Annotated in this window: 24 protein-coding genes and 1 tRNA gene; 8 read left to right on the top strand and 17 right to left on the bottom strand. The window is 62.4% G+C overall.

Translation table 11 applies throughout. From position 1 onward, the window contains the following. Positions 1-20 precede the first annotated feature (20 nt). Positions 21-830, top strand: coding sequence for a zinc-ribbon domain-containing protein (locus tag G7076_RS11615; RefSeq protein ID WP_166203033.1), 810 nt, complete (start codon positions 21-23; stop codon positions 828-830). Between the two features lie 4 nt (positions 831-834). On the opposite strand, the gene G7076_RS11610 is transcribed toward G7076_RS11615, so the two are convergent. Next, positions 835-1074, bottom strand: coding sequence for a hypothetical protein (locus tag G7076_RS11610; protein ID WP_166203031.1), 240 nt, complete (start codon positions 1072-1074; stop codon positions 835-837). A gap of 156 nt (positions 1075-1230) precedes the next feature. Between G7076_RS11610 and G7076_RS11605 the strand changes: the two genes are divergently transcribed. After that, positions 1231-1317: transfer RNA gene (locus G7076_RS11605), tRNA-Leu, on the top strand. An 85-nt stretch (positions 1318-1402) separates the two neighbouring features. Here G7076_RS11605 and G7076_RS11600 read toward each other — a convergent pair. From G7076_RS11600 to G7076_RS11580, 5 genes are all read right to left on the bottom strand, one after another. Continuing rightward, positions 1403-4156 (bottom strand): hypothetical protein, encoded by a 2754-nt coding sequence (locus G7076_RS11600; protein WP_166203029.1) that lies wholly within the window; start codon positions 4154-4156, stop codon positions 1403-1405. 28 nt (positions 4157-4184) lie between these two features. After that, a complete protein-coding gene (locus G7076_RS11595) occupies positions 4185-5000 on the bottom strand; it encodes a molecular chaperone (RefSeq protein ID WP_240913798.1) in 816 nt (271 codons plus the stop codon). 173 nt (positions 5001-5173) lie between these two features. Continuing rightward, a complete protein-coding gene (locus G7076_RS11590) occupies positions 5174-5734 on the bottom strand; it encodes a DUF4402 domain-containing protein (RefSeq protein ID WP_166203027.1) in 561 nt (186 codons plus the stop codon). A gap of 191 nt (positions 5735-5925) precedes the next feature. Then, positions 5926-6489 carry a DUF4402 domain-containing protein gene (locus G7076_RS11585; RefSeq protein WP_166203025.1) on the bottom strand — a complete coding sequence of 188 codons (564 nt, stop codon included), beginning with the start codon at positions 6487-6489 and terminating at the stop codon, positions 5926-5928. A 137-nt stretch (positions 6490-6626) separates the two neighbouring features. Then, positions 6627-7154 carry a DUF4402 domain-containing protein gene (locus G7076_RS11580; protein ID WP_166203023.1) on the bottom strand — a complete coding sequence of 176 codons (528 nt, stop codon included), beginning with the start codon at positions 7152-7154 and terminating at the stop codon, positions 6627-6629. Between the two features lie 84 nt (positions 7155-7238). Between G7076_RS11580 and msrB the strand changes: the two genes are divergently transcribed. Both msrB and G7076_RS11570 read left to right on the top strand, forming a co-directional pair. Continuing rightward, on the top strand, positions 7239-7649 hold the full coding sequence (gene msrB / locus G7076_RS11575) for a peptide-methionine (R)-S-oxide reductase MsrB (RefSeq protein ID WP_206367601.1): 411 nt from the start codon (positions 7239-7241) through the stop codon (positions 7647-7649). A gap of 42 nt (positions 7650-7691) precedes the next feature. Beyond that, positions 7692-9839 carry a PBP1A family penicillin-binding protein gene (locus tag G7076_RS11570; protein WP_166203019.1) on the top strand — a complete coding sequence of 716 codons (2148 nt, stop codon included), beginning with the start codon at positions 7692-7694 and terminating at the stop codon, positions 9837-9839. A 615-nt stretch (positions 9840-10454) separates the two neighbouring features. On the opposite strand, the gene G7076_RS11565 is transcribed toward G7076_RS11570, so the two are convergent. Further along, positions 10455-10907, bottom strand: a complete 453-nt coding sequence (locus G7076_RS11565; RefSeq protein WP_240913797.1) for a YcgN family cysteine cluster protein — start codon at positions 10905-10907, stop codon at positions 10455-10457. A 26-nt stretch (positions 10908-10933) separates the two neighbouring features. Here G7076_RS11565 and G7076_RS11560 point away from each other — a divergent pair, with 26 nt between their 5' ends. Beyond that, positions 10934-11545: an ankyrin repeat domain-containing protein gene (locus G7076_RS11560; RefSeq protein ID WP_166203017.1), complete on the top strand. Its 612-nt coding sequence runs from the start codon at positions 10934-10936 to the stop codon at positions 11543-11545. Here the strand turns inward: G7076_RS11560 and G7076_RS11555 are convergent. From G7076_RS11555 to G7076_RS11510, 10 genes are all read right to left on the bottom strand, one after another. Further along, a complete protein-coding gene (locus G7076_RS11555) occupies positions 11542-12027 on the bottom strand; it encodes an MmcB family DNA repair protein (protein ID WP_166203015.1) in 486 nt (161 codons plus the stop codon). The genes G7076_RS11560 and G7076_RS11555 overlap by 4 nt on opposite strands. A 40-nt stretch (positions 12028-12067) precedes the next feature. Beyond that, positions 12068-12733: a cell wall hydrolase gene (locus G7076_RS11550; protein ID WP_166203013.1), complete on the bottom strand. Its 666-nt coding sequence runs from the start codon at positions 12731-12733 to the stop codon at positions 12068-12070. Positions 12734-12911: 178 nt separating this feature from the next. Next, a complete protein-coding gene (locus G7076_RS11545; RefSeq protein ID WP_240913796.1) occupies positions 12912-13310 on the bottom strand; it encodes a DUF1491 family protein in 399 nt (132 codons plus the stop codon). After that, positions 13235-13702 carry a PaaI family thioesterase gene (locus G7076_RS11540; RefSeq protein WP_166203009.1) on the bottom strand — a complete coding sequence of 156 codons (468 nt, stop codon included), beginning with the start codon at positions 13700-13702 and terminating at the stop codon, positions 13235-13237. Before G7076_RS11540 ends, G7076_RS11545 begins: the two co-directional genes overlap by 76 nt. Further along, positions 13692-14156: a PTS sugar transporter subunit IIA gene (locus G7076_RS11535; protein WP_166203007.1), complete on the bottom strand. Its 465-nt coding sequence runs from the start codon at positions 14154-14156 to the stop codon at positions 13692-13694. The genes G7076_RS11540 and G7076_RS11535 overlap by 11 nt, the downstream gene beginning before the upstream one ends. Positions 14157-14212: 56 nt before the next feature. After that, complete coding sequence (gene raiA / locus G7076_RS11530; protein ID WP_166203005.1) at positions 14213-14773, bottom strand: ribosome-associated translation inhibitor RaiA; 561 nt, start codon at positions 14771-14773, stop codon at positions 14213-14215. 37 nt (positions 14774-14810) lie between these two features. Then, positions 14811-15512, bottom strand: coding sequence for a DNA polymerase III subunit epsilon (dnaQ, locus tag G7076_RS11525; RefSeq protein ID WP_166203004.1), 702 nt, complete (start codon positions 15510-15512; stop codon positions 14811-14813). Between the two features lie 7 nt (positions 15513-15519). Beyond that, positions 15520-16113: a dephospho-CoA kinase gene (gene coaE / locus G7076_RS11520; RefSeq protein WP_166203002.1), complete on the bottom strand. Its 594-nt coding sequence runs from the start codon at positions 16111-16113 to the stop codon at positions 15520-15522. Next, positions 16110-16919: a shikimate dehydrogenase gene (locus G7076_RS11515; protein ID WP_166203640.1), complete on the bottom strand. Its 810-nt coding sequence runs from the start codon at positions 16917-16919 to the stop codon at positions 16110-16112. Before G7076_RS11515 ends, coaE begins: the two co-directional genes overlap by 4 nt. Next, complete coding sequence (locus G7076_RS11510; protein WP_166203000.1) at positions 16916-17500, bottom strand: Maf family protein; 585 nt, start codon at positions 17498-17500, stop codon at positions 16916-16918. The genes G7076_RS11515 and G7076_RS11510 overlap by 4 nt, the downstream gene beginning before the upstream one ends. 324 nt (positions 17501-17824) lie before the next feature. Here G7076_RS11510 and hemE point away from each other — a divergent pair, with 324 nt between their 5' ends. The 3 genes from hemE to rho all read left to right on the top strand — a co-directional run bounded on the left by hemE (position 17825) and on the right by rho (position 20779). After that, entirely contained in the window at positions 17825-18850 is a 1026-nt protein-coding gene (gene hemE / locus G7076_RS11505; RefSeq protein WP_166203638.1) for a uroporphyrinogen decarboxylase, read from the top strand. Continuing rightward, positions 18847-19299 carry a CopD family protein gene (locus G7076_RS11500; protein ID WP_166202998.1) on the top strand — a complete coding sequence of 151 codons (453 nt, stop codon included), beginning with the start codon at positions 18847-18849 and terminating at the stop codon, positions 19297-19299. The genes hemE and G7076_RS11500 overlap by 4 nt, the downstream gene beginning before the upstream one ends. 223 nt (positions 19300-19522) lie before the next feature. Continuing rightward, a complete protein-coding gene (rho, locus tag G7076_RS11495) occupies positions 19523-20779 on the top strand; it encodes a transcription termination factor Rho (RefSeq protein ID WP_166202996.1) in 1257 nt (418 codons plus the stop codon). Positions 20780-20811: the final 32 nt, after the last annotated feature.

Genomic DNA, 20811 nt, shown 5'->3' with positions numbered 1-20811 from the left:
GGGAGGGTTCTTGCCCAGCCATGATCCTGACCTGTCCTGAATGCAGCACGAAATATGTCGTCAAGGACGGCGCCATCCCCGATGGCGGCCGGCAGGTGCGGTGCGCTTCCTGCAAGCACAGCTGGCACCAGGATCCTGAGCCTAGAGAAGAGCAGCCGGGGGAGCCGGAACCGCAAATGGTGGCCGAGGAGGCGCCGGTCCTTCCTGAAGACATGCCAGCCCCGGAACCAGTCCCGGTACCCGATCCCGACGAGCGCGTCCTTTCCCAGCCGGAACCGGTTGCAGCCGCGGAGACCGTGACAGCCGAGGATCCACGCTGGGAACAGGTCGAGACCGGGCCGGAATGGAGCGAACAAGCCTCCTCGGAAACAATGGAATTTCAAACTTATTTCGAGGATGAGGGCCGCGAGCGTAAGCGGCGAGCCTGGCCGCTTGTCCTGGCCGCGCTGTTGCTAGCCGCGTTGGCGGCCGTTGCCTTCTGGTTCCTGGCACCAGCCGACATAAAGGCACGGATCGGAATTGCCGACCGTGGCGGAACACCCCTCCAGGTTATGGGGCTAAGCCAGGATCGGCAACGGTTGGCGAGCGGGAATGACCTGTTCACGGTGAGCGGGCGGATCGTCAACCCAACCGACGAGAGCCAGCGTGTCCCGCCGCTTCAGGCTGAACTTCTCGCCGACAACAAGCAGACGGTCATATACCGCTGGACGATCGCGCCACCGGCCGAAACACTGCCGCCGAATGACAGCAAGGTTTTCCATAGTGCGGAAATGGGCGTTCCCGACGGCGGGAAATATCTGCGCCTACGCCTCGTCTCGATCGGGGGATAAGAACCTAGTTGAATTCGACCAGGCGGGCGGGGCGTAGCTCGCCGCCTTCGGTACGAATGCTGCTCGCCTGGATGAGGGGAAGGCCCGCGTCCTGCGATTCGCTCGATGAGATTCTTGCACCGCTGATGATCCGAACGCTGACCGAGGCCGTCGCCCGAGTGCCGGTCGCGGCTTCACTTCGGCGCATCGCCGAAACGTCCTGGGGACTGGCGGTAGCAGCAAGAAAGAGAAGAAGAACGCTCATCACAGGCATGAAAGCATGAGCGCGGCAAAAGGTTAACAGCTTTTTAGGAATTGGCCCAAAATGGAGCAAATTGAAGGGCGTTGCGCACACCGGTTCGCGATGCTAGAGGCCGCGCCTTACCAGGGCGGCGGGCATCGGCTCCGTCGCTTTTTCAGTGCGGTCGTGGCGGAACTGGTAGACGCGCAACGTTGAGGTCGTTGTGTCCGAAAGGACGTGGAAGTTCGAGTCTTCTCGACCGCACCATCATCGAAACCAGAACAGTCCGGGGGACTGTTCGCCTGTCCGTCCATCCGACAGTGATTATCTGCGAATGCGTTGCAAAATCGCTTTAGCGCAATGTCGTGCCAGACGACTCTGCTGACGAGGCGGCTTGAGCCAGGCTGGATGAGCGCAGGATGCGAACCACTCCCAGTCTGCCGAGCGGCTTGTCGCGGTCTATGACGATCGCCACGCCAAGGTCCGCGCTCGCCGATATGGCCTTGGCGGTTCCTGGCGCGAGCCGCAGCTTGTAGCTTCCGTAACGCACTCGCTCGAACAGGAAATAGCCGTCGATGTCGCTCATCGCGCTCGCCAGCACCTCGCCGTCCAGAGCAACCAGCTGAAGTTCCAGCCCCTCATATTCGCTGCCGTCTTCCTTCGCGGCATAGCCCTCGATCGAGCCGCCGCCGACAAGCGCGATCTCTACAGTCGCATCGACGCCGGGGCGTGGAACAACGACTTGCGCCGGCTTGGCCGGGGCAAGGGCGGGATTGGCTAGGCTCGACTGGTCGATTCCGACCGCAACGGGGACGTAAGGCGCGAGTCCGCCGATCAGCGTGGTTCCGTTCTTGTCGGTCGGGCGGTCCGCAAGCTTGAGACCGGTCGTGACGAAGGCCTCAGCGGCAGCCGGTTCATCTTTGTCGCGCCGCCCGTTCTCGTTCAAATCCTCGAATACGCGCGCCTTGACGAGCCCGGTTGTCGCCAGTCTCTGTCGCGTAGGCCGCCAATTGCCCTGGAACGGGTCCATCGCGAAATTGAGGCTAACCCCGGCCGCGACCGAGCCATCACTGGCCGCCTCACCGGTAATCGACACGGCCATCGCGTCGAAGCGTCGGATGTAGCTCATTCGGCCGCGAAGGCGCTGGGTGTCCGCGGTGTATGCAATTCCCGCCTCGAGATCGGTGGTTTCGCCAGCCGACCAGTAAGCATTGATTTCGGCGCTGTCGAAGCGGCGCTCCGGCTCCACCTTCCAGCTTGCACCGCCGCGCAGCCGAACCCGTCCGACATAGCCCGAGGCGATCAGAGATGCGTCAACTTCGTTTCCTTTGGCTTCATTATCGCCTTGGCGGAGCTGGCGCCGGACCGTCGTCTCGCCAGCGAGGTTGAAGCGGCCGATCCGGGTGGACAATCGCGCAGCGGCGTCGAGCTCCTTGCCCCCGTCCAAACGCTCGACGAGGCGGACATCGCCACTTAGCGGCATGGCGACCTGTCCAAGCTTGATCGGAACCGAGGCGCCGAGGCGATGCTCGGCCTTGATCGCTGTTCCCGATTCGTCGGTTGAGGCGATGAACTGCTGCGAGAATTGGGTGGCGGCGTTGAGATTGACACGCCCCACCTTGGTCGCGACCTGGGCGCGAAAGGCCGTCCCGCCGCGCGTGTCGCGGGCGATGGCCAGTTCGCCGAGCGCGCGGCCGATTGAGTAGCGAAAGGACCCCTCGACGTAGGACAGGCGCTCGTCCTGCACCTCGAGCGAGCGGATAAGCGCGCCGACCGAGAGGCGTTCCGACACACCGTAACGAGCCTCCACGGCGACATCCGGCGCCTTGCTCGGTTCACGGGAGTCGATCAGCTCGGTCTCGGACTGGAACTTGGATTCCCGGAAGGCCAGCAATGGCGTGTTCGGCTGACGAATGCCAGCCCAGTACCAGAAGGTACCCGGGGGCACGTTGTCCTGGCCGACATTGACGCTCTCGACCCGGCGCTGGATCTGCCCCTGCGGGCCATAGAGTACGACTTCGAAGTTATTTTCGCCGTAAAGCATCTCGACGTTATCGAAATGATAGAGGCCGTCGCCGTCAGCGCCGTCGTAGAAGGCGACGAGGCTGTCGTTACGATAGAGTTCCGCGTCCCAGCCGTCCGGCAACTCGCCGGTGAAGGACGTGCGATCGAAGTTCGATCGGTGGGTGAGTGGCTCGTTGGTAACGACGACGCCGCGGCCGACGGCACTGCCACCGCTGAAATCGCTGCGCACGCCTTCCACGTCGCCGATGGCGAAATGCGTCGCCTTGAGCGGGCCGAGCAGGTTTCCGTCGGGATCGGAGCGATAAATCTGGGCGCGGACGGTGTCGATCGCCCGCTCCGAACTGCCACTGACCCGGAAGGAGTAAGACATGGCCGCAATCTCGCCCGCACCAGCGACGGCGACGGAACGGTCGACCTTCAGTCCACTATCGGCGCTGTAGGTCGCGCCGGCATTGACCATGAATTCAAGCGCGGGGGCCCGCCAAAGACGATATGGCAGACGCACCCGCGGCAGATCGGCGGTCTCGATCGAGGCCTTCCGCTTGAGTTGGGCAGCGCGAAGTCGCCGCTCGGCCGCGAGTTCAACCGGAAGTTTGGCTTCGCTTTCGACCTGCAGGAGCGAGATTCCGGTCTTCGCTTCGAGCGAGAGCGAAAACCATCGGCCGAGGTATTGGGCATCAACGCACCAGCCTTCAGGTACATCCCGAACGACCGTTGATGCAAATGATTCGCGTTTGCCTTTTAGAATAACAATGCCGGCGGCTTTGTCGATTTCGATGCTGTTTTTCTGGTCGAACGCCCAGCCGGAAGCCCGGTTAGCCTCAAGATCGATCTTCATCGGCACGTCGAGAGCGGTCAGGAAGTCGCCGAATACCAGGCAGGGGCCGCTTGGGGTTGTGTAGGCCCGGACACCGTCGCCCAGGCGCAGGCGGCGAAGGCTGACATCGAGCAGGAATTGCTCGTCCGGGTCTGCGCTCCAGCCGTCGGCGACCGGCGCGGAAGCGACAGCGGCCACCGTTCCCGCGCCAATCAGCGCGAGAAGGGCGGCCAGCACCTTCCACCAATGCCGGAAGAACGCCATGAACACGGGTCCCCTGAAGCTACCTCCCTTAAAGGACCGCGCTCGTTTCGGCGGAAAGGACGGCACCGCTGTCGGTGGTCTCGTAGAACTGGACGGTGACCGGGCCGCTTAGCGAACCGCTATAGTCGGCCGCCTTGGGCACCACGACGGTGCGGCTGTCGATTTCCCGATAGACGGCGATCCCCTTGGCGATCGCAACCGGGGTCTTGACCCCTGCCTTCATCACCCGAATCTCGCCGAAGAGGGAGCGATTGCCGTTGCGCGAGAGCGTCAGCGACACCTCTTCGCCGCCCTTTCCGGCGATATGTCGAACATTGGCGATCGCGGCCTTCGCCTCGACCTTACCGAGGCGGACGATGACGGGAATGGTCACGCCGTAGATCGGGATGAGCTGGAACGCGACCGTCGAGGCCTCGGCCGGCTTGTCGACAGGCTTGGGATCCGGAATCGCGCGAAAGAGCAGGTGGATTCGATATTCGCCGTCGGCAAGGCCGGCGGGCGCGCGGGCTGAAACACGGATCGATTGCGGCTCGTTGGGAGGAAGGGTTACCTTTCGCGGAGCGAAGATGACCATTTCCTCCGCGGCCTTCTCGTCGCCATTGGGGTCCGTGACCGCGACGAGCTTGCCTTCCGGGGTCATCCTGCGGAATTCAGCGGAGACCCGGTAAGTCGCCGTCGCATCGCCGACATTCTTGAGAATGATTTCCGTCCCGCGTCCGCCGTTGAGGATGACTCTCGTGGGGGCAACGAGCAAATCGCCAACCCCGGCATTCGCGGTCGGTACCAACAGCAGGCTGGCGAAGAGGCCGGCAACAGCGGCCAGCGAACGGCGGTAATGACGCATGCGAAATTCTCCCCACTTCTGCCGAGCGGCAGTCAGAAGGAAGTTTGGTCCAAAATGGTTAGTATCTTCCTAACCATGACTCCTCAGCATTTCGAAAGCGCGCCCGGTGCGCGGAAACGAAAAAGGCGAGGTTCCGGAGAACCTCGCCTTTACCGGCCACGAAGGAGAGGATCCTACTGATAATCGGCGGTGACCGTGAACGTGCCCTGGTAGCTGCCGCCGGCCGTTGCCTGATCGATGGTGACGCTTCCGCCGACATAAAAATTGAGCCCCGGGAAGCCGGAGTTGGGAAGCTGGATGGTATAATTGCCTGTTCCGTTGTTGGCAGCGAGGCTATGCTTCGTGACGAAGGTCAGCGTCGGCGGCGTGCCCGTCGCGCCCTGGAGCGTCAAGGTCACATTGAGCGGCACACTTAGCGTGATGTTGGCGTTGTTCGATCCCTGCAGGTTGAACATCGCTGCCGCCGGGGTGCCGGTGCAGGCGAAGCCGCTGGCGCAATAAGTCGACGTCTGGCTCCCGGCGGCGTCGATCGTGAAGGTGCCTGAGAAACTTGCGGTAGACGGCGTGACGATGGTCCCAAAGTCGACCGTTCCGCCACCGGTCATCTGCAGCGGCTTCAACACATTGGCCTTTGCCGTGGCGTTGGCCGTAGCGGCCTGAGCGCCGGTCGAGCAGAGGCCAAAAGCAGCTATGGCCGCAGCGCCGAACAGGATTTTGCGAACTGAAACCAACATGTTCACTTCCCGAAAAATCTACGCCGGAATGGCGTCAAGGTAAGCGGACCATTAACCTTGTCATGCTTTCAAAAGTGCGCCGAAGCATGGTTACCGGCGGGTTAAGACTTCAGCCGACGCATGCGCAAAAAGAAGGGCGGGGAGTTTCCTCCCCGCCCCGCCGTTCCCTTTGAGGGAAGCCGACGATTGTCTTAGAGATATTCAGCCGAGACCGTGAAGGTTTCGCTGTACGTGCCGGTCAAAACATCGCCGCGAACGCGCAGCGTACCGCCGACGCTGAAGGTTGCATCGCCGCCGGTTAGAACGAGGCTCGTCTCTTCAACGGCATCGAGGTTGTCGTCGCCGCTGAGTTCAAGATCGACATCGAGGAAGTCGTTGGTCGCGCCGGTGACGCCATCGAGGTCGACCGACGGGTCGATCGTCACCTGGACGCTTTCATCCGGAGCGCCGCTGACGGTGAAATTCGCGGCCGTCTTGGTCGCCGAGCAGGCCCAGGCCGCGTCGCAGCCGCCGAAAGCGCCGGCGGTGTCGACCGTGAAGTTGTAGTAGGAAGCCGGGGCGACCGTGGTGCCCTTCACCAACACACCGAAGTCGAGCGTGCCGTTAATGTTGTCGATCGACAGCGGCTGAAGGATGCGGACCTTGGCCGTGCCAGTTTCCGTGGCCGGGTTGCCGTTGGCTGCGAACGCCGGGGTCGCGACGAAGGCGAGACCGGCAGCGGCGACCAGCGCCGTCTTCTTGAACTGATTGAACATGTCTAAATTCCCCACTGGTTCCAAATCGTCGGCTGTCCGAACCCTCGGGCTCGCCATCCGTACCGTCTCATTAACCGCAACCGCTTACGGCTTTGCTTTGAGTCATGGTTACCGGGTTGTTCACTGTTTCCGCGCTGTCACAGGTAGTCGACGGAGACCGGCACGTCGCCGCGATATTCCCCATCGGCATCGCCAGTTAGGACGAGCTCGCCGCCGATCCGGAACTCCAGCTTGCCGTTTGAATCGAGCGCTGGATCGCTTGGAAGATCGCTGATCACCGATTCGACGACCAATGATCCGCCCTTGATCCCGCGAAGCTCCACCCGCTTCGGCAAATCAATGGAAACCTTGCGGCCGGGACGGCCGCTGACGACGATTCTGGCGACAACCGCGCGTCCGCCGATCGAGGCAATCGAGCCACTCGCAAGTCGCGTCCCATCGGGTGTCAGCCGCGCACTTCCTTCACCAGTGCTGGCGAGCAGCAGGCGGTCGAAATCGAGATCGGTGTCGACCGAAATATCGAGCGACTCCTCATCGCTGGATTCCTGGGACGCAACACTGGGCGTTTCGCACAGGCGGCATTGCGCGCTTGCCGGACGGACGTGAGCGATCGCCGCGGCAAGCACGGTCAAACCGACAACAAGGGCGTACCTGTGGCCCGACATCCCGCGAGGCTATTCCCGCAGGAATGAAAACATGGTTAAGGCAAGCTTCACACCATGAGCCACAGGAGCAGCGCCATGAACGATATGCGCGAATCCCGGCTGAGCGACGCCGAATGGCGATCGAAGCTCACCCCCGAACAATATCGAATCCTGCGCGAGGGCGGCACCGAGCCGCCGTGGAGCGGAGCGCTTCTGGAGAACAAAGGCGAGGGCGAATATCGCTGCGCGGGATGCGGCGCGCCCCTGTTCGAAAGCGGCTCGAAATATGACAGCGGCTCCGGGTGGCCGAGCTTCACTCGCCCGGCAGACAGTGAAGCTGTCAGCGAAAAAAGCGACGACAGCCACGGGATGGTTCGGACCGAAGTGCGCTGCGCGAAGTGCGAGGGCCATCTCGGCCACGTCTTCCCGGACGGGCCCGGCCCGGAGGGATTGCGGTACTGCATCAATTCGGCGGCGCTCGATTTCGCCGCGAGCGACGAATCCGAAAACGACTGACGCTTGCTGCTGCAGAAGCTTCCAACTAACGCTTGAGGGCGAATGGCACGATCAGCCCAAAAGAGCTCCGGCGGCAAGGTCGTGACTGCGCTCAAGTATCTCGTCGCTGCGGCTATTCTCGCCGTTGTCGCTTTGGCCGTCGCAGTTGGTATCGCGATGAGCTCGCTTCCCGATTATGACGAGCTTGCCCAGCGCGACGACCTTGGACAGATGGTCCGGGTCCGGGCGACCGACGGGACATTGCTCGTCTCGATGGGCCCGACCTTTGGCCGCTGGCTGCCGTACGACGACATCCCCAAGACGATGCGCTCGGCGATGATCGCGGTCGAGGACAAGCGCTTCCGAAGCCATATCGGCGTCGACCCGATCGGCATCGCCCGATCCTTCAAGGTACGGCTTGAAAGCGGCCGCTGGCGGCAGGGCGGATCGACAATCACCCAGCAGCTCGCCCGCAACATCTTCCTGACCAACAGCCGGACCTTCGGCCGCAAGGTGAAGGAAGGCGTCCTGGCCCTCGCGCTCGAGCGGAAGTTCTCCAAGGACCAGATCCTCGAGCTGTACCTCAACCGCGTCTATTTCGGTGGCGGGGCCTACGGCATCGATGCCGCCAGCCGGACATTCTTCGGGCATGGCGCCGACCGTCTGAGCCTCGGCGAAGCGGCGATCATCGCCGGTCTCGTCAAGGCGCCCTCCAACTATTCGCCGACCGCCGATGTCGAGGCCGCCCGCGGCCGCGCCAGCGTCGTGCTTGCAACGATGGTCCAGAACGGTTTCGTCTCGCCATCCGCCGTCATCGGCATCGACCCCGCGACCATCCGGCTCCAGCCCCCGTCGAAGCAGAATAGTGCCCGCTACTTCACCGACTGGGCATTGCCGCAACTCGATACCTTGATCGACGAAACCTCCGAGCCGATTGATGTCTGGACCACGCTGGATCCGCGAATGCAGTTGGCGGCCGACCGCGCCATCAACGCCAATGTTCCGCGCGGCGCCCAGGGCGCACTCGTCGCGCTCGACCGCGATGGTGCCGTGCGGGCGATGGTCGGCGGCCGCGACTATGTCGATTCGATCTACAACCGGGCGACCCAGGCAGAGCGCCAGCCTGGCTCCGCGTTCAAGCTTTTCGTCTATCTCACCGCGCTCGAGAATGGCATGAAACCGACCGACGTCGTTGTGGATGAGCCCGTGACGATCGATGGCTGGACGCCGCGCAACTCGACACGGACCAACGCCGGGCCCGTGACGCTGCGGGAGGCTTTTTCCCGTTCGATCAACACCATCAGCGCCAAGATCGGCGAGCAGTTCGGGTTCGGAACGATTGCGGACATGGCCCGGCGATTCGGGATCGGCACCGACATTTCGACCTTTCCATCGATGGTGCTCGGAACGAGCGACGTTCGGCTGATCGACATGACTCGCGCCTTCGCGTCGGTCTCAAACCGCGGCGTTAGTGTCATGCCCTATGCCATCCGGCGCGTTGTCACCGCGGACGGCCGCCTGCTCTACCAGCACGAGCGCAACGAGGAGCGCGTGTTGGTCGCGCCGTGGGTGGCGGCGGGAATGACCGATCTCCTCCAATCGGCAGTCCTCAGCGGGACCGGCCGGGCCGCGCAAATCGGACGGCCCGTTGCCGGCAAAACCGGAACGACCAGTTCCAACAAGGACGGCTGGTTCATCGGCTTTTCAAGCGGGATCACGACCGGCGTGTGGATGGGCCGCGACGACGCGCGTGCCGTCGGCGGGCTGCAGGGCGGAACCGCGCCGGCAAGGGCTTTTCGCGATTTCATGGTCGTGGCGGTGGCCAATCGCCCAGTCGAGAATTTCGAGACCGACGTGCCCCTGCCTGACTGGCAGCTGGAGCCCGACGAGGAAATGTGGGGCGCACCCTACGACGAAAACATGACCGGCCCGATCCTGGTCGACGAAAACGGGATGCCGATCGGGCCGCAACCGGCCGATCCGCTGGCTCCGGCCACACCCTCTCCTAGCCCGGATCAGCGCGGGCCCGACCAGACCGAACTCGACCGCATTTTCAACAGCCCGCCCCCGCCGCCCCAGCGCGCTCCGGTGCAGCCGCGCGAACAACCGGTGCGGCAACAGCAGCCACGCTCACAGTCGGCGCCCGACCCCTTCAGCCGCGCGGAGATCCTTCGCAGCTCTAACCGGGCGGCGGCTCCGTCGCCGCCGTAAATCCGGGCTTCCAGTTCCTTGAAGGCGTTGCCGTGGTTCATGTGGACGCGATGCGCCACCTCATGCGCCACGACCCACTGCCGAACATGGGGCGGCGCCATCACCAACCGCCAATTATAGCGGATCGCACCGGCCGACGAGCAGCTGCCCCAACGCGTGCCGGCGTCACCGACGCGAACCGAACTAACGGTGACGCCAGCAAAGAAAGCCGCCGCGGCCGTCTCGCCGGAAAGCCGCTCCAGCGCTTCGGCACGAAGCCAGCGCAAAATCCGCGCCTCGAACGATTCGATCGGCCCGCCGCAAACCAGGGTGCCGCCGCGAAGTGCCGGGGTTCGCGGCTCGGCAGGTTCCCAGTTAAGGGCCACCTCGCGGCCATCGAAGGGGATGGTCGCGCCTGGAACAATCGGATTCCATTTTGGGATCCTGGCGATCGCGCCTTTCGCCCAGTCGCGCTGTCCGTTGGCCCATTCCAGCGCTGCTCTGCGGCTGGCCCGCGGAGGGCAGGTAAGAACGACGCGGCGTCGGTCGGCATCGATCCGGAGCCTCAATCGACGGGCGCGGCGATCGACCCGGAGTTCGAGCGGCCAGGGCCACGTCTCGCCGTCGTCAAGGAGGTCAGAGCGGACGATCGACAATGTGCCACTCGAGTTCGCCGGCATCCATTTCACTGACCGTCCAGCCGCGGGTCGATTGCCCCGCTTCGTGGACGGTCTCGCGACTGCCGGAGACGAGATAATGCCAATCCGGAAGCGGCTTGCCCTCGAAGCGCAGACGATAAGCGCACGTCCCGGGAAGCCATTCCAGTTCGTCCAGTCGGTCGCGGCGAAGGACCACGCAATCGTCCACCAGCGACTTTCGCCGGGCATAGTCGGTGCACTGGCCGCTGCGCCTATCGAGCAGCTTACAAGCGACATTGGTGGGATAGAGCTGGCCGGTGTCCTCATCCTCGAGCTTGTGCACGCAACAGCGGCCGCAGCCGTCGCACAGCGCTTCCCATTCGCCGCGGTCGAGCTGTTCGAGGGGCTTTTCCCAGAAGGGTTTTCGTCCGTTCATCGAGCGTGTAGCCATGAACGTCCATAGCCGAAGCAACAAGGGTGGACGAGGAAGATACGGTGAAGAGAGCAGCGTTGGCATTGATGTTTTCAATCGCGCTTGCGGGCACATCCGCTCCGCTCGGCGCCCAGATCGGGTTCGGATACGACGGGCCGATGTTCCTCAAGGCCGTTCGCGAAGGCAATGGCGCCAAGGTCGTCGAGATGGTCGAGGCCGAGGGGTCGACCGTCGTCAATTATCGCGGCGACGACGGTGAATCGGCACTCCACATCGTCACGCGCCTGAAAAGCAACAACTGGGTTGGATATCTGCTGTCGAAAGGTGCCGATCCGAACATCGCGGACCGCGATGGCGACACACCGCTGATCATCGCATCCCGGCTCGGCTTCGAGGAAGGCGCGACACGCCTGCTGGGCAAAGGCGCGAACATCGACAAGGCCAACAGGCTGGGCGAAACCGCGCTGATCGCGGCTGTCCAGCAACGCCAGCCGGCGATGGTAAGACTTTTGCTTAGCCAAGGAGCTGACTCGGACAAGACCGACCGCGTCGGTTACACGGCACGCGATTACGCCAAGCGCGAAACGCGGGTTCCCGAACTCCTACGTTTAATCGACACGGTGAAGCCCACCGGCGCAGCGAAGCTGAAGCTCTAGCTTCCGAAACCGAGGGTCGGATCGATTTGCGCCGAAAGGCGGCGCGCGGCGCGCCGTGCGAAATTGAGGGTTTCCGCCTTCCGCCGGGCCGGTGCAAGTGGCCGCAGCATGGCTTCGCGCATGATTGCCGCGTCGTACCGGTCGGCAACAAGAAGACCCGAGTCTGCCGGAAGAAAGTGCGCGTCTTCCAGAATGGGGCAAAGCGACTGCGGCACGGCCCAGAAGAATCGGTCGCAATAATCGAGATAGTCGCGCCACTTGAGGTCGCCGACCAGGTCCGCCTTGCTGACCTTGATTTCGACGATGGTGAGATGCCCCTTCTGGTCGATGGCCATCAAATCGGCTCGCCGACCGTTCGGCAGCGGTACCTCACACATCGCGAACCAGTCGCGCCGGCAGAACAGGCGCGTGACTCCGCGCGCCACGTCTGCGGCAACCGGCGATTCCCCGGCAAAGCATGAGTCGAGCGGCGATGAGGCCATCGCCGATGGCTAGAACATTATAGGAACTGGAGGAAGGGCCTTAGCGGTAGAAGACGTGATTGCCGACGCTTCCAACGCGCTTCATCCGCCAGCCGGGCGAAACACGCTTGGCATGGAAGAATAGTGACTTGGCGACCGGGGACTCATGCATATTCTGGTCGACGATCTTCGCGATCGCCACCGCATCCTGCCACTGACGGCTCGAGCGCGGAACGGACGGATAGCTCTTGCCACGAACGAAACTGAATTGTCCGCGCTGGAACAACACGCCGCAATAGGAGCTGGGGAAGCGGCCGCTGGCTGCGCGATCGGCAATCACGTGACCCACGGCGAGCTGTCCGGCGAGTGACTCGCTCTTGGATTCGAAATAGATTCCCGCTGCGAGACATTCCATTTCGCGATCGCCCGGGTCGCTGCCGCGAAGCGCTGCGACCTTTTCGGCGAGCGACGCGTGCGGGTCGATCTCAAGCTCCGACGCGTACTCGGAAGTCTGCGTGGGGTTTTCGGCGACAGGCTGAAGCGGATCTTCGAGTTTTTGCGGGAGCGCGGCACTCGCCTCGATCGGCTGAAGCACAACTTGAGTCGGGATGACGCTTGATCCGTTGGCAATGAGCGGCTCCGCCTCATTCGTTACCTGGGCGGGAGCGACCTGCGACGCGGTAAGTGCCGCGAACACCGTCAAGGCGGATCGGAAAGACAGGATCATTCAACTTTGTCTACGTGCGGTGAGACGTGTGCGGCTTCGTTTCGGAAACGCGAGATGCGTTTCGATTTTCGATGCCGTTCCGACTCCCCGTCTGGCGTGGCATCGTCCGGCCGAATTGCCGTAACGGGATGCCCCCCGCTCTCGTTCGATGCGGGTTTCCCCCGAGGTTCCCTGACAATCAACCCATGGCGGTCATTTCAGCGACGAATCGTTCCGCATCCGCGATGTCCAGTTCGATCAGCCAGAAATCCGGGTCCATTCGCTCGCGATTTTCAAGGAAATGAGCCAAATCCTCGATCCGATCGCTGCGGACCCAGCGATAACCGAAGTCCGCGGCGAGACGCCTCTCGAGCGTCGCGAGGGGCTGACCTCGCTCCGAAACCTGGACAACAAGGTCGCCCCGGTCCGGGTCTCCGCGTCGAATCACGGCGGCGAATCCCCCGCCCGATTGCGCCTGCCTCAGGAGGCCTGCGACTTCCAACTGAGTTGCGAGCCGGGCGTTCAATCGGAGCCGTAGCCGGCAAGGCCGGACAGCGCGATCGACGATCGCAGGAAGGTGCCCGTACCCCGCGCACACTCCTCACCGGTTGAATCTACGATCCTTGCTTCGGCGACGAAGACCCTTCGCCTGCCGCTTATCCAGCGTCCTTCTGCAATCGCTTCACCCACGCGCATTGGCTTGGTAAAGTGGAGGTTGAACGCCGTGGTCAGAAGGAAGCGGTCGCTGACCATGCTGTTTGCTGCATAGAAAGCCGCATCGTCCATCATCTTGAAATAGAGCGTACCATGCGCGGCGCCGGCGGCATGAAAACTTTCCTGGCCAATGGCGAACCGGATCCGCGAGCGGCCCGCTTCTGGAAGTTCAAGATGCGATTCGAAAAGCTGGTTGATCGGCGCGGACCGATAAAGGCCTTCGAGAGCGCGCAAGTGCGCTTCGGCGCCACTTTCCGACTTTCGATCAAGCGGCATCCCGTTCCTCTGCCGCCATCAGCACTGCGATGAGCGCATCGCGGCTTCGCGCTCCGCGAAGCTTATCCACGGTATCGGCGCTTCTGACAACGCGGCTAACCGCCGCCAGTGCCTTGAGGTGATGCGCACCGGCATCGGGCGGCGACAGCAACAGGAAGACGAGGTCGACCTTTGCCCCGTCGATCGCCTTGTAATCGATCGGCTCGGCGAGCCGGACCATCGTTGCATAGATCGTCTGAAGCCCTTCCACTTTGCCATGCGGAATCGCCACGCCCCCGCCGAAGCCCGTTGACCCAAGACGCTCGCGTTCGACAATCGAATCCACGATGGCGCTCGGCTCGAAACCCAGGCGCTGGCCGGCAATCTGCCCCAGTGTTTGAAGCAATTGCCGCTTGTTGCCCGAGGGAACGGACACGCGGACGGAATCAAAGTCGAGGAAATCGCACAGACGCATGATCGGGCTTTTCTAGAGATAAGGTAGCGGGTGATTATTCCGCTTGCCGAACGGTGTCATTCGCTGCGCGGTTCCACCCATCCGATGGTTCCATCGTCTCGTCGATAGACCATGTTAAGCGCCTGGCTTGCGGCGTTCTTGAACATCAGCGCATTGGTATTCCGAAGGTCGAGCATCATCACCGCGTCGGATACCGATGCGACGGGAATGTCGACCCTGGTTTCCGCGACTACGGCAGGATGCTTCGGCGCCGGGTTCTCCGGCGGCGGCGCGAAGACGGTGTAGCCGGCATTCTCGACGAAAGCGTCCGCTCCGTTGCCCTTATGCTCGCGCAGCCGGTCGTTGTAGCGGCTCAACTGCCGCTCGATCTTGTCTGCCGCGCCTTCGAAGGCGACATGTGCATCGCCGGCCCGGTTCGAAGCTTTCAGCACTACCCCTTGCGAGACCGGCGCGACGATATCGCATGTGAAATCGTCATACGGCCCGCGGCCGAACGTCACATTGGCAGAGATGGCGCGATCGAAATACTTGTCGGCAAGCGCCGCGATCCTCTGGTGGACGTGAGACTGAAGAGACTCCCCGGTATCGACCTGGTGGCCGGCGACTCGAACGTTCACCTGCATGTTCCTTTCGCAAAATGGCTCCTGCCACTCTTTAAATCGGGGCGAGGAACCGTTCCCACAAGGGACTGGCCATTGCGGCAATGAATTGCCGATGGCGTTCCGTCTCCGCTTCGCTTGGAAAATGCGGCCGCGCGGGACGAATTGGCCGGTCGATCGGCTGGACGGTGACGGTCGTTCTGGTTGCGGCCTCGGTTGCCTCCGCAACAAGGCCGAGGCCGATCTGCCTGCCGCCCGTCAACTCGACATAGACCTGCGCAAGCAATTGTGCGTCAAGCAGCGCGCCGTGCTTGATTCGCTGGCTTCGATCCACGCCGAAGCGGGTGCATAGGGCGTCAAGGCTGTGCTTCGCGCCCGGGTGCCTGGTCCGCGCAAGAGTCAGCGTGTCGATCATCCGGCTCAAACAGATTGGATCGCGGGCGCAGCGCGACAGCTCATGATTGAGGAATCCGAAATCGAACGATGCATTGTGCGCGATCAGTGGAGCATCGGCGATGAATTCGAGCAGATCGTCGACGAGTTCAGAGAAGCGCGGCTTGTCGCTGAGGAAGATATCGCTGAGCCCATGCACCGCCTCGGCCTCGCTCGGCATCGGCCGTTCGGGGTTGAAATAGGCGTGGAAAGTCCGGCCGGTCTCGACCCGGTTGAACATTTCGACACAGCCAATTTCGACCATCCGGTCCCCGCCCGCCGGGCTGAGCCCAGTGGTTTCCGTGTCGAAGATGATTTCCCGCATGAGCCGTTTATCGCGCTGCTGTGAGCCCGAGGCAAGAAAGGATAGCGTTCACCTGCTGCTGCGTCGCTTCGAGAGATCCGCTGGTGTCGATGACGAAATCTGCCCGTTCCTTTTTTACCGAATCCGGCATCTGCCGGGACAGGATCGACTCGAATTTGGCGGGAGTCATTCCTTGCCGCGCAAGCACCCTGGCCCGTTGCATTTCGGACGGGGCAGACACGACGATGACGGTGTCGAAATTCTTCTCGGCTCCCGTTTCGAACAACAAGGGAATGTCGAACAACAACGCCGGTGCATCGGCGTTGGCGGCGATGAACCGATCCCGGCGCTGCACGACCCTGGGGTGGACGATGAGTTCCAGCGCCGCGAGTTCGTCGCGGTCGCCCAGCACACGCGCGCCCAGGATGTCGCGGTCGACCGCGCCATCGTGCACGGTGCCTGGGAAGCGTGCTCCGATCTCGTCGACAAGCTCGCCGCCTCGATTCTGCATCGCGCGCACTTCCGCGTCGGCATCGAACAAAGGAATTCCGGCTTTCACGAACATTTGCGCGACCGTCGACTTGCCCATGCCTATAGAGCCGGTCAGCGCGATCTTCCTCATGGCCGCAATCTTAGCAGCAGTTCGGCGTCCTTGTCGCGGGGTGCGGGGCGCCCGAAAAGCAGCTCGAACGATTCCGCAGCCTGTTCGATCAGGACAGCAAGCCCATCCACCGTTCTAAGACCGCCTTCCCTAGCGCTTCGAATGAGCGCGGTCGGGTCGGGGTCGGTCACCAGGTCCATCACCCAGCCGCCGGGCGACATATGGGAAATGTTGAGCTCGAAAGGCGGATGGCCGGTCATCCCAAGTGGGGTAGCGTTGATCAGACCGATGCTTGCGACAGGCGTGTCGAAACGCACCGGCTCAACGGTGTCGAACTCCACCGCGAGCTTGCGAGCCGCGGCCAGATCGCGAGCCTGGAGACGCACCTGTCCGCGTCCAAGAAGCCGAAAAGCGACAAGAACGGCCCGGGCTGCGCCGCCGTTGCCGAGCAGGGTAATGCTGTCGGAATCGCCGAGCAGTGGCGCGACCAGCCGTGCAACAGCGCCGACGTCGGTGTTGGCGGCCAGCAAGCTTCCGTCGCGGACGAACAGGAGGTTGGCCGCACCCGCGGCCGTGGCGCGATCCGAACCCTCATCAGCGAGCATCAGCGCGTCGAGCTTCAGCGGCATCGTGACATTGCAACCGCGCCAGTCGGGGTCGGTGCGCCGTCCGGCGACGAAAGCCTTCAGCTCGCTTCGCTGGACCCTCGTTGCGCTATAGTCGGCTGCGAGGCCAAGCTGGTCGAGCCAGAATCCATGGATTTGCGGCGAGCGACTATGCGAAATCGGGTCGCCAATGACTTCGGCGAATGGCCGCCCAGACGTCATGACGGCAGCACCTGACGCTCGCGCAAGGCGTTGAGCAGGGGCAACAGCGGCATACCCAGAATCGTGAAATGGTCCCCGTCGATCCTATCGAACAACTGAATACCCGGCCCTTCCATCCGGAACACGCCGACGCAGGCGGCGACGGCTGGCCACTCCATTTCCAGATAATTGTGGATGAATCGCTCGCTTAAGGGACGAACCTGCAAATTCGCATGATCCGCGAGTCGCCAGTCGATGTGCCCGTCGCGCGCAATAACAACGGCGCTAGTCAAGACGATAGTGTTACCGGAAAATGCTGAAAGATGACGCGCAGCTTCTTCGCGGTCGCCCGGCTTGCCGAAGCGCCGGCCGTTGACGCTGACCACTGAATCGGCACCAATTACCCAATTTCCCGAGAGGCGGCCACTGACTTCGAGCGCCTTGGCCTCCGCCAAAGCCAGCGCCAACTCTTCGTCGTTACCGTCATGCGACCGCTTGATTGGGGATTCGTCAATCCGCGCCGGCTCCACTTCGTGCGCGACACCCGCCTGTTCGAGGAGATGCCGCCGAATGGCACTGGCGGAAGCAAGGATCAACGACATGAGAACGGAACAACCTTGTGGATAAGTCGGTGAGTCGACTAACTGCGAAACCGGGGAAAGAGCAATGCTGACAAATCCGCCTGCGGCTCCCAGCGCCGGTCACCGATCGATCCACAGCGAGATGCTCCATCACGCAAAATCGGGGATAACGGGAGTCCGGTTGCGCGACTCGCCGGAAAGCCGCGATTCCTGCGTCGTCATGAATGTTGGCAAAGCCGGGATGGCCGCCTAAACCCCGCTGCCAAGCGACCAATATCAATCTCAATCCTTAGATTCATATCTAATAAGAAAGAAAGAGAGGGGGTGGGCAGCTACCCACGCGCCATGCAGGACAAACCGCTCCTTTCCGTTCTTCGAGGAAAACGCCGCGACCCGCCACCAATGTGGCTGATGCGTCAGGCCGGGCGCTACCTTCCCGAATATCGCGCGCTTCGCGCCGACAAGGGCGGGTTCCTCGAACTGGTCTACGACTCTGACGCGGCGGCCGAAGTGACGGTGCAGCCGCTCCGCCGCTTCGCTTTCGACGGGGCGATTCTCTTCTCGGACATTCTAATTGTGCCGCACGCGATCGGCCAGGACCTCTGGTTCGAGGCTGGTGAAGGTCCGCGCCTTGCACCGCGCATGACCGAAGCCCGAGTTCGCGACTTGAAGCCGGCCATGGAACGGCTTGAGCCCATCTACGAGACGGTTCGTCGGGTGAAATCGCAATTGCCGGCTAACACCACATTCCTAGGCTTTGCCGGAAGTCCGTGGACGGTTGCGACGTACATGATCGCCGGGCAAGGAAGTCGCGAACAGGCCGAAGCTCGGACCCTGGCCTATACCGATCCCGGCAAAATCAATGCGATTCTGGACCTGGTGGCGCAGGTCACGGTCGATTATCTCAGCGGCCAGGTCGCGGCCGGGGTGGAGGCCGTGCAACTGTTCGACAGCTGGGCCGGAAGCCTGTCCCCGGACCAGTTCGAGCGGTTCGTCATCGCCCGTAACGCCTGGATCGTTTCTGAATTCCACAAACGCCATCCTGATGTCCCGGTCATCGGTTTTCCTAAGGGCGCTGGCGGCAAGCTCGGTGCCTATGCGCGCGAAACCGGCGTCGACGCGATCGGCCTGGACGAGACAGTCGATCCGGTTTGGGCCGACCGGGAGCTTCCGTCAGGCCTGCCCGTTCAAGGCAATCTCGATCCCCTTGCGTTGCTCGCCGGCGGCGAGCCGATGCGGCAATCGGTCCGGCGAATCCTTGACGCGCTCGGCGGTCGACCGCACATTTTCAATCTCGGGCACGGCATCAGCAAGGAAACGCCGATCGCTCATGTCGAGGAACTGGTGCACTTGGTGAAGTCTGGCAAATGAGCGAGTTTACCGGGTTCCTCGGCGCCGCCTACCTCTGGGTAAAAGCCGCGCATCTGACCTTCGTCATTTTCTGGATGGCGGGTCTATTCCTGCTGCCCCGATTCTACGTCTACCACCACGCGACGACGCCGGGTTCAGCCGAGGACCGTCAGTGGATCGAACGAGAGGATCGCGCCCGGACGATCATCCTGACCCCAGCGATGCTCATCGTTTGGGTCCTGGGGCTGATCCTGGCCGTCCATCTCGACGCCTTTCATCAGGGCTGGTTTGTCGCCAAGTTGGCGCTGGTGGTCGGTCTGACCGGTTACCAGGGATGGATGTCGGCTTATGGCCGCAAGCTCGCAAACGGGATGCGGCCGCTCGAGAACAGAACGCTTCGAATCATGAATGAGATTCCCGGGATCGCCGCGGCGGTGATCGTCGTCCTGGTGATCGTTCGGCCCTTTTAGAATTCCTTTCGCTCTGGGGATCGGCTGGACAGATGGGGTCGTCCTCTCGTCCGTCTTGAACAAGACCTGGGCATAACCCCATATTGACTTGACCGGCGCCCTTCACCTAGGGCCGCGGCAACGGCCGCGCCGGCCCGTTACTTCCCAATTCGCCGGGGCGTCCATCCTTCGCGGTGTCCTGCCGCCCTTGTTCGTCCGGCTACCAATCGAAAAGTCCCGACTCATGCATCTCAAGGATCTCAAGCTCAAAAGCCCTTCGGACCTCGTCGCCATGGCCGAGGAGCTCGGGGTCGAGGGCGCATCGACCATGCGCAAGCAGGATCTGATGTTCTCGATCCTCAAGGAGCGCGCCGAGAGCGGTGCCGAGATCATGGGCATGGGGACGATCGAGGTATTGAACGACGGTTTCGGTTTCCTGCGCAGTCCCGAGGCGAATTATCTCGCTGGTCCGGACGACATCTATGTGGCGCCGAACGTGGTCCGCAAGTTCGGTCTTCGTACGGGCGACACGATCGAGGGCGAGATCCGTGCGCCTAAGGACGGCGAACGCTATTTCGCACTGACCAAGGTCAGCCAGATCAACTATGACGAGCCGGACGCTGTTCGTCATCGCGTCAATTTCGACAACCTGACCCCGCTTTATCCGGATCAGAAGCTCAAGCTCGACACGCTCGATCCCACGATCAAGGACAAGAGCGCACGGGTAATCGACATCGTCGCCCCGCTCGGCAAGGGCCAGCGCGCGCTAATCGTGGCGCCTCCGCGCACGGGCAAGACCGTTCTTCTTCAGAACATTGCCCGGGCGATCACCGAGAATAATCCAGAAGTCTTCCTAATCGTCCTGCTGATCGACGAGCGTCCGGAAGAAGTCACGGACATGCAGCGCTCCGTCAACGGCGAGGTCATCAGTTCGACATTCGACGAACCGGCTTCGCGCCACGTTCAGGTGGCGGAGATGGTGATCGAAAAGGCGAAGCGCCTGGTCGAGCACAAGAAGGATGTCGTCATCCTGCTCGATTCGATCACCCGCTTGGGTCGCGCCTACAACACGGTCGTACCCAGCTCCGGCAAGGTGCTGACCGGCGGCGTTGACGCCAATGCGCTGCAGCGACCGAAGCGCTTCTTCGGCGCCGCCCGCAACATCGAGGAAGGCGGCTCTCTCTCGATCATCGCTACCGCGCTGATCGACACTGGCTCCAAGATGGACGAGGTCATCTTCGAAGAGTTCAAGGGCACCGGCAACAGCGAAATCGTGCTTGACCGCAAGGTCAGCGACAAGCGCATCTTCCCCTCGCTCGACGTCGGCAAGTCTGGCACCCGCAAGGAAGAGCTGCTCGTCGACCAGGCTACACTTTCGAAAATGTGGGTTCTTCGCCGGATCCTGATGCAAATGGGCACGGTCGACGCGATGCAGTTCCTTCTCGACAAGATGAAGGACGCCAAGTCGAACGAAGATTTCTTCGCGAGCATGAACCAGTAGGGATGGCTCCCTTCTGCTCAATCCGCGTTATG

The organism is Sphingomonas sp. HDW15A, from assembly GCF_011301715.1.
Taxonomy (GTDB): domain Bacteria; phylum Pseudomonadota; class Alphaproteobacteria; order Sphingomonadales; family Sphingomonadaceae; genus Sphingomicrobium.
This window is presented reverse-complemented; position numbering and strand designations above follow the sequence as displayed.

Bases quoted from the DNA above. Each gene is read 5' to 3' on its own strand.
- G7076_RS11615 (WP_166203033.1), top strand. From the start codon at position 21: ATGATCCTGACCTGTCCTGAATGCAGCACGAAATATGTCGTCAAGGAC.
- G7076_RS11610 (WP_166203031.1), bottom strand. From the start codon at position 1,074: ATGAGCGTTCTTCTTCTCTTTCTTGCTGCTACCGCCAGTCCCCAGGAC.
- G7076_RS11600 (WP_166203029.1), bottom strand. From the start codon at position 4,156: ATGGCGTTCTTCCGGCATTGGTGGAAGGTGCTGGCCGCCCTTCTCGCG.
- G7076_RS11595 (WP_240913798.1), bottom strand. From the start codon at position 5,000: ATGCGTCATTACCGCCGTTCGCTGGCCGCTGTTGCCGGCCTCTTCGCC.
- G7076_RS11590 (WP_166203027.1), bottom strand. From the start codon at position 5,734: ATGTTGGTTTCAGTTCGCAAAATCCTGTTCGGCGCTGCGGCCATAGCT.
- G7076_RS11585 (WP_166203025.1), bottom strand. From the start codon at position 6,489: ATGTTCAATCAGTTCAAGAAGACGGCGCTGGTCGCCGCTGCCGGTCTC.
- G7076_RS11580 (WP_166203023.1), bottom strand. From the start codon at position 7,154: ATGTCGGGCCACAGGTACGCCCTTGTTGTCGGTTTGACCGTGCTTGCC.
- msrB (WP_206367601.1), top strand. From the start codon at position 7,239: ATGCGCGAATCCCGGCTGAGCGACGCCGAATGGCGATCGAAGCTCACC.
- G7076_RS11570 (WP_166203019.1), top strand. From the start codon at position 7,692: ATGGCACGATCAGCCCAAAAGAGCTCCGGCGGCAAGGTCGTGACTGCG.
- G7076_RS11565 (WP_240913797.1), bottom strand. From the start codon at position 10,907: ATGGCTACACGCTCGATGAACGGACGAAAACCCTTCTGGGAAAAGCCC.
- G7076_RS11555 (WP_166203015.1), bottom strand. From the start codon at position 12,027: ATGGCCTCATCGCCGCTCGACTCATGCTTTGCCGGGGAATCGCCGGTT.
- G7076_RS11550 (WP_166203013.1), bottom strand. From the start codon at position 12,733: ATGATCCTGTCTTTCCGATCCGCCTTGACGGTGTTCGCGGCACTTACC.
- G7076_RS11540 (WP_166203009.1), bottom strand. From the start codon at position 13,702: ATGCCGCTTGATCGAAAGTCGGAAAGTGGCGCCGAAGCGCACTTGCGC.
- G7076_RS11535 (WP_166203007.1), bottom strand. From the start codon at position 14,156: ATGCGTCTGTGCGATTTCCTCGACTTTGATTCCGTCCGCGTGTCCGTT.
- dnaQ (WP_166203004.1), bottom strand. From the start codon at position 15,512: ATGCGGGAAATCATCTTCGACACGGAAACCACTGGGCTCAGCCCGGCG.
- coaE (WP_166203002.1), bottom strand. From the start codon at position 16,113: ATGAGGAAGATCGCGCTGACCGGCTCTATAGGCATGGGCAAGTCGACG.
- G7076_RS11515 (WP_166203640.1), bottom strand. From the start codon at position 16,919: ATGACGTCTGGGCGGCCATTCGCCGAAGTCATTGGCGACCCGATTTCG.
- G7076_RS11510 (WP_166203000.1), bottom strand. From the start codon at position 17,500: ATGTCGTTGATCCTTGCTTCCGCCAGTGCCATTCGGCGGCATCTCCTC.
- hemE (WP_166203638.1), top strand. From the start codon at position 17,825: ATGCAGGACAAACCGCTCCTTTCCGTTCTTCGAGGAAAACGCCGCGAC.
- G7076_RS11500 (WP_166202998.1), top strand. From the start codon at position 18,847: ATGAGCGAGTTTACCGGGTTCCTCGGCGCCGCCTACCTCTGGGTAAAA.
- rho (WP_166202996.1), top strand. From the start codon at position 19,523: ATGCATCTCAAGGATCTCAAGCTCAAAAGCCCTTCGGACCTCGTCGCC.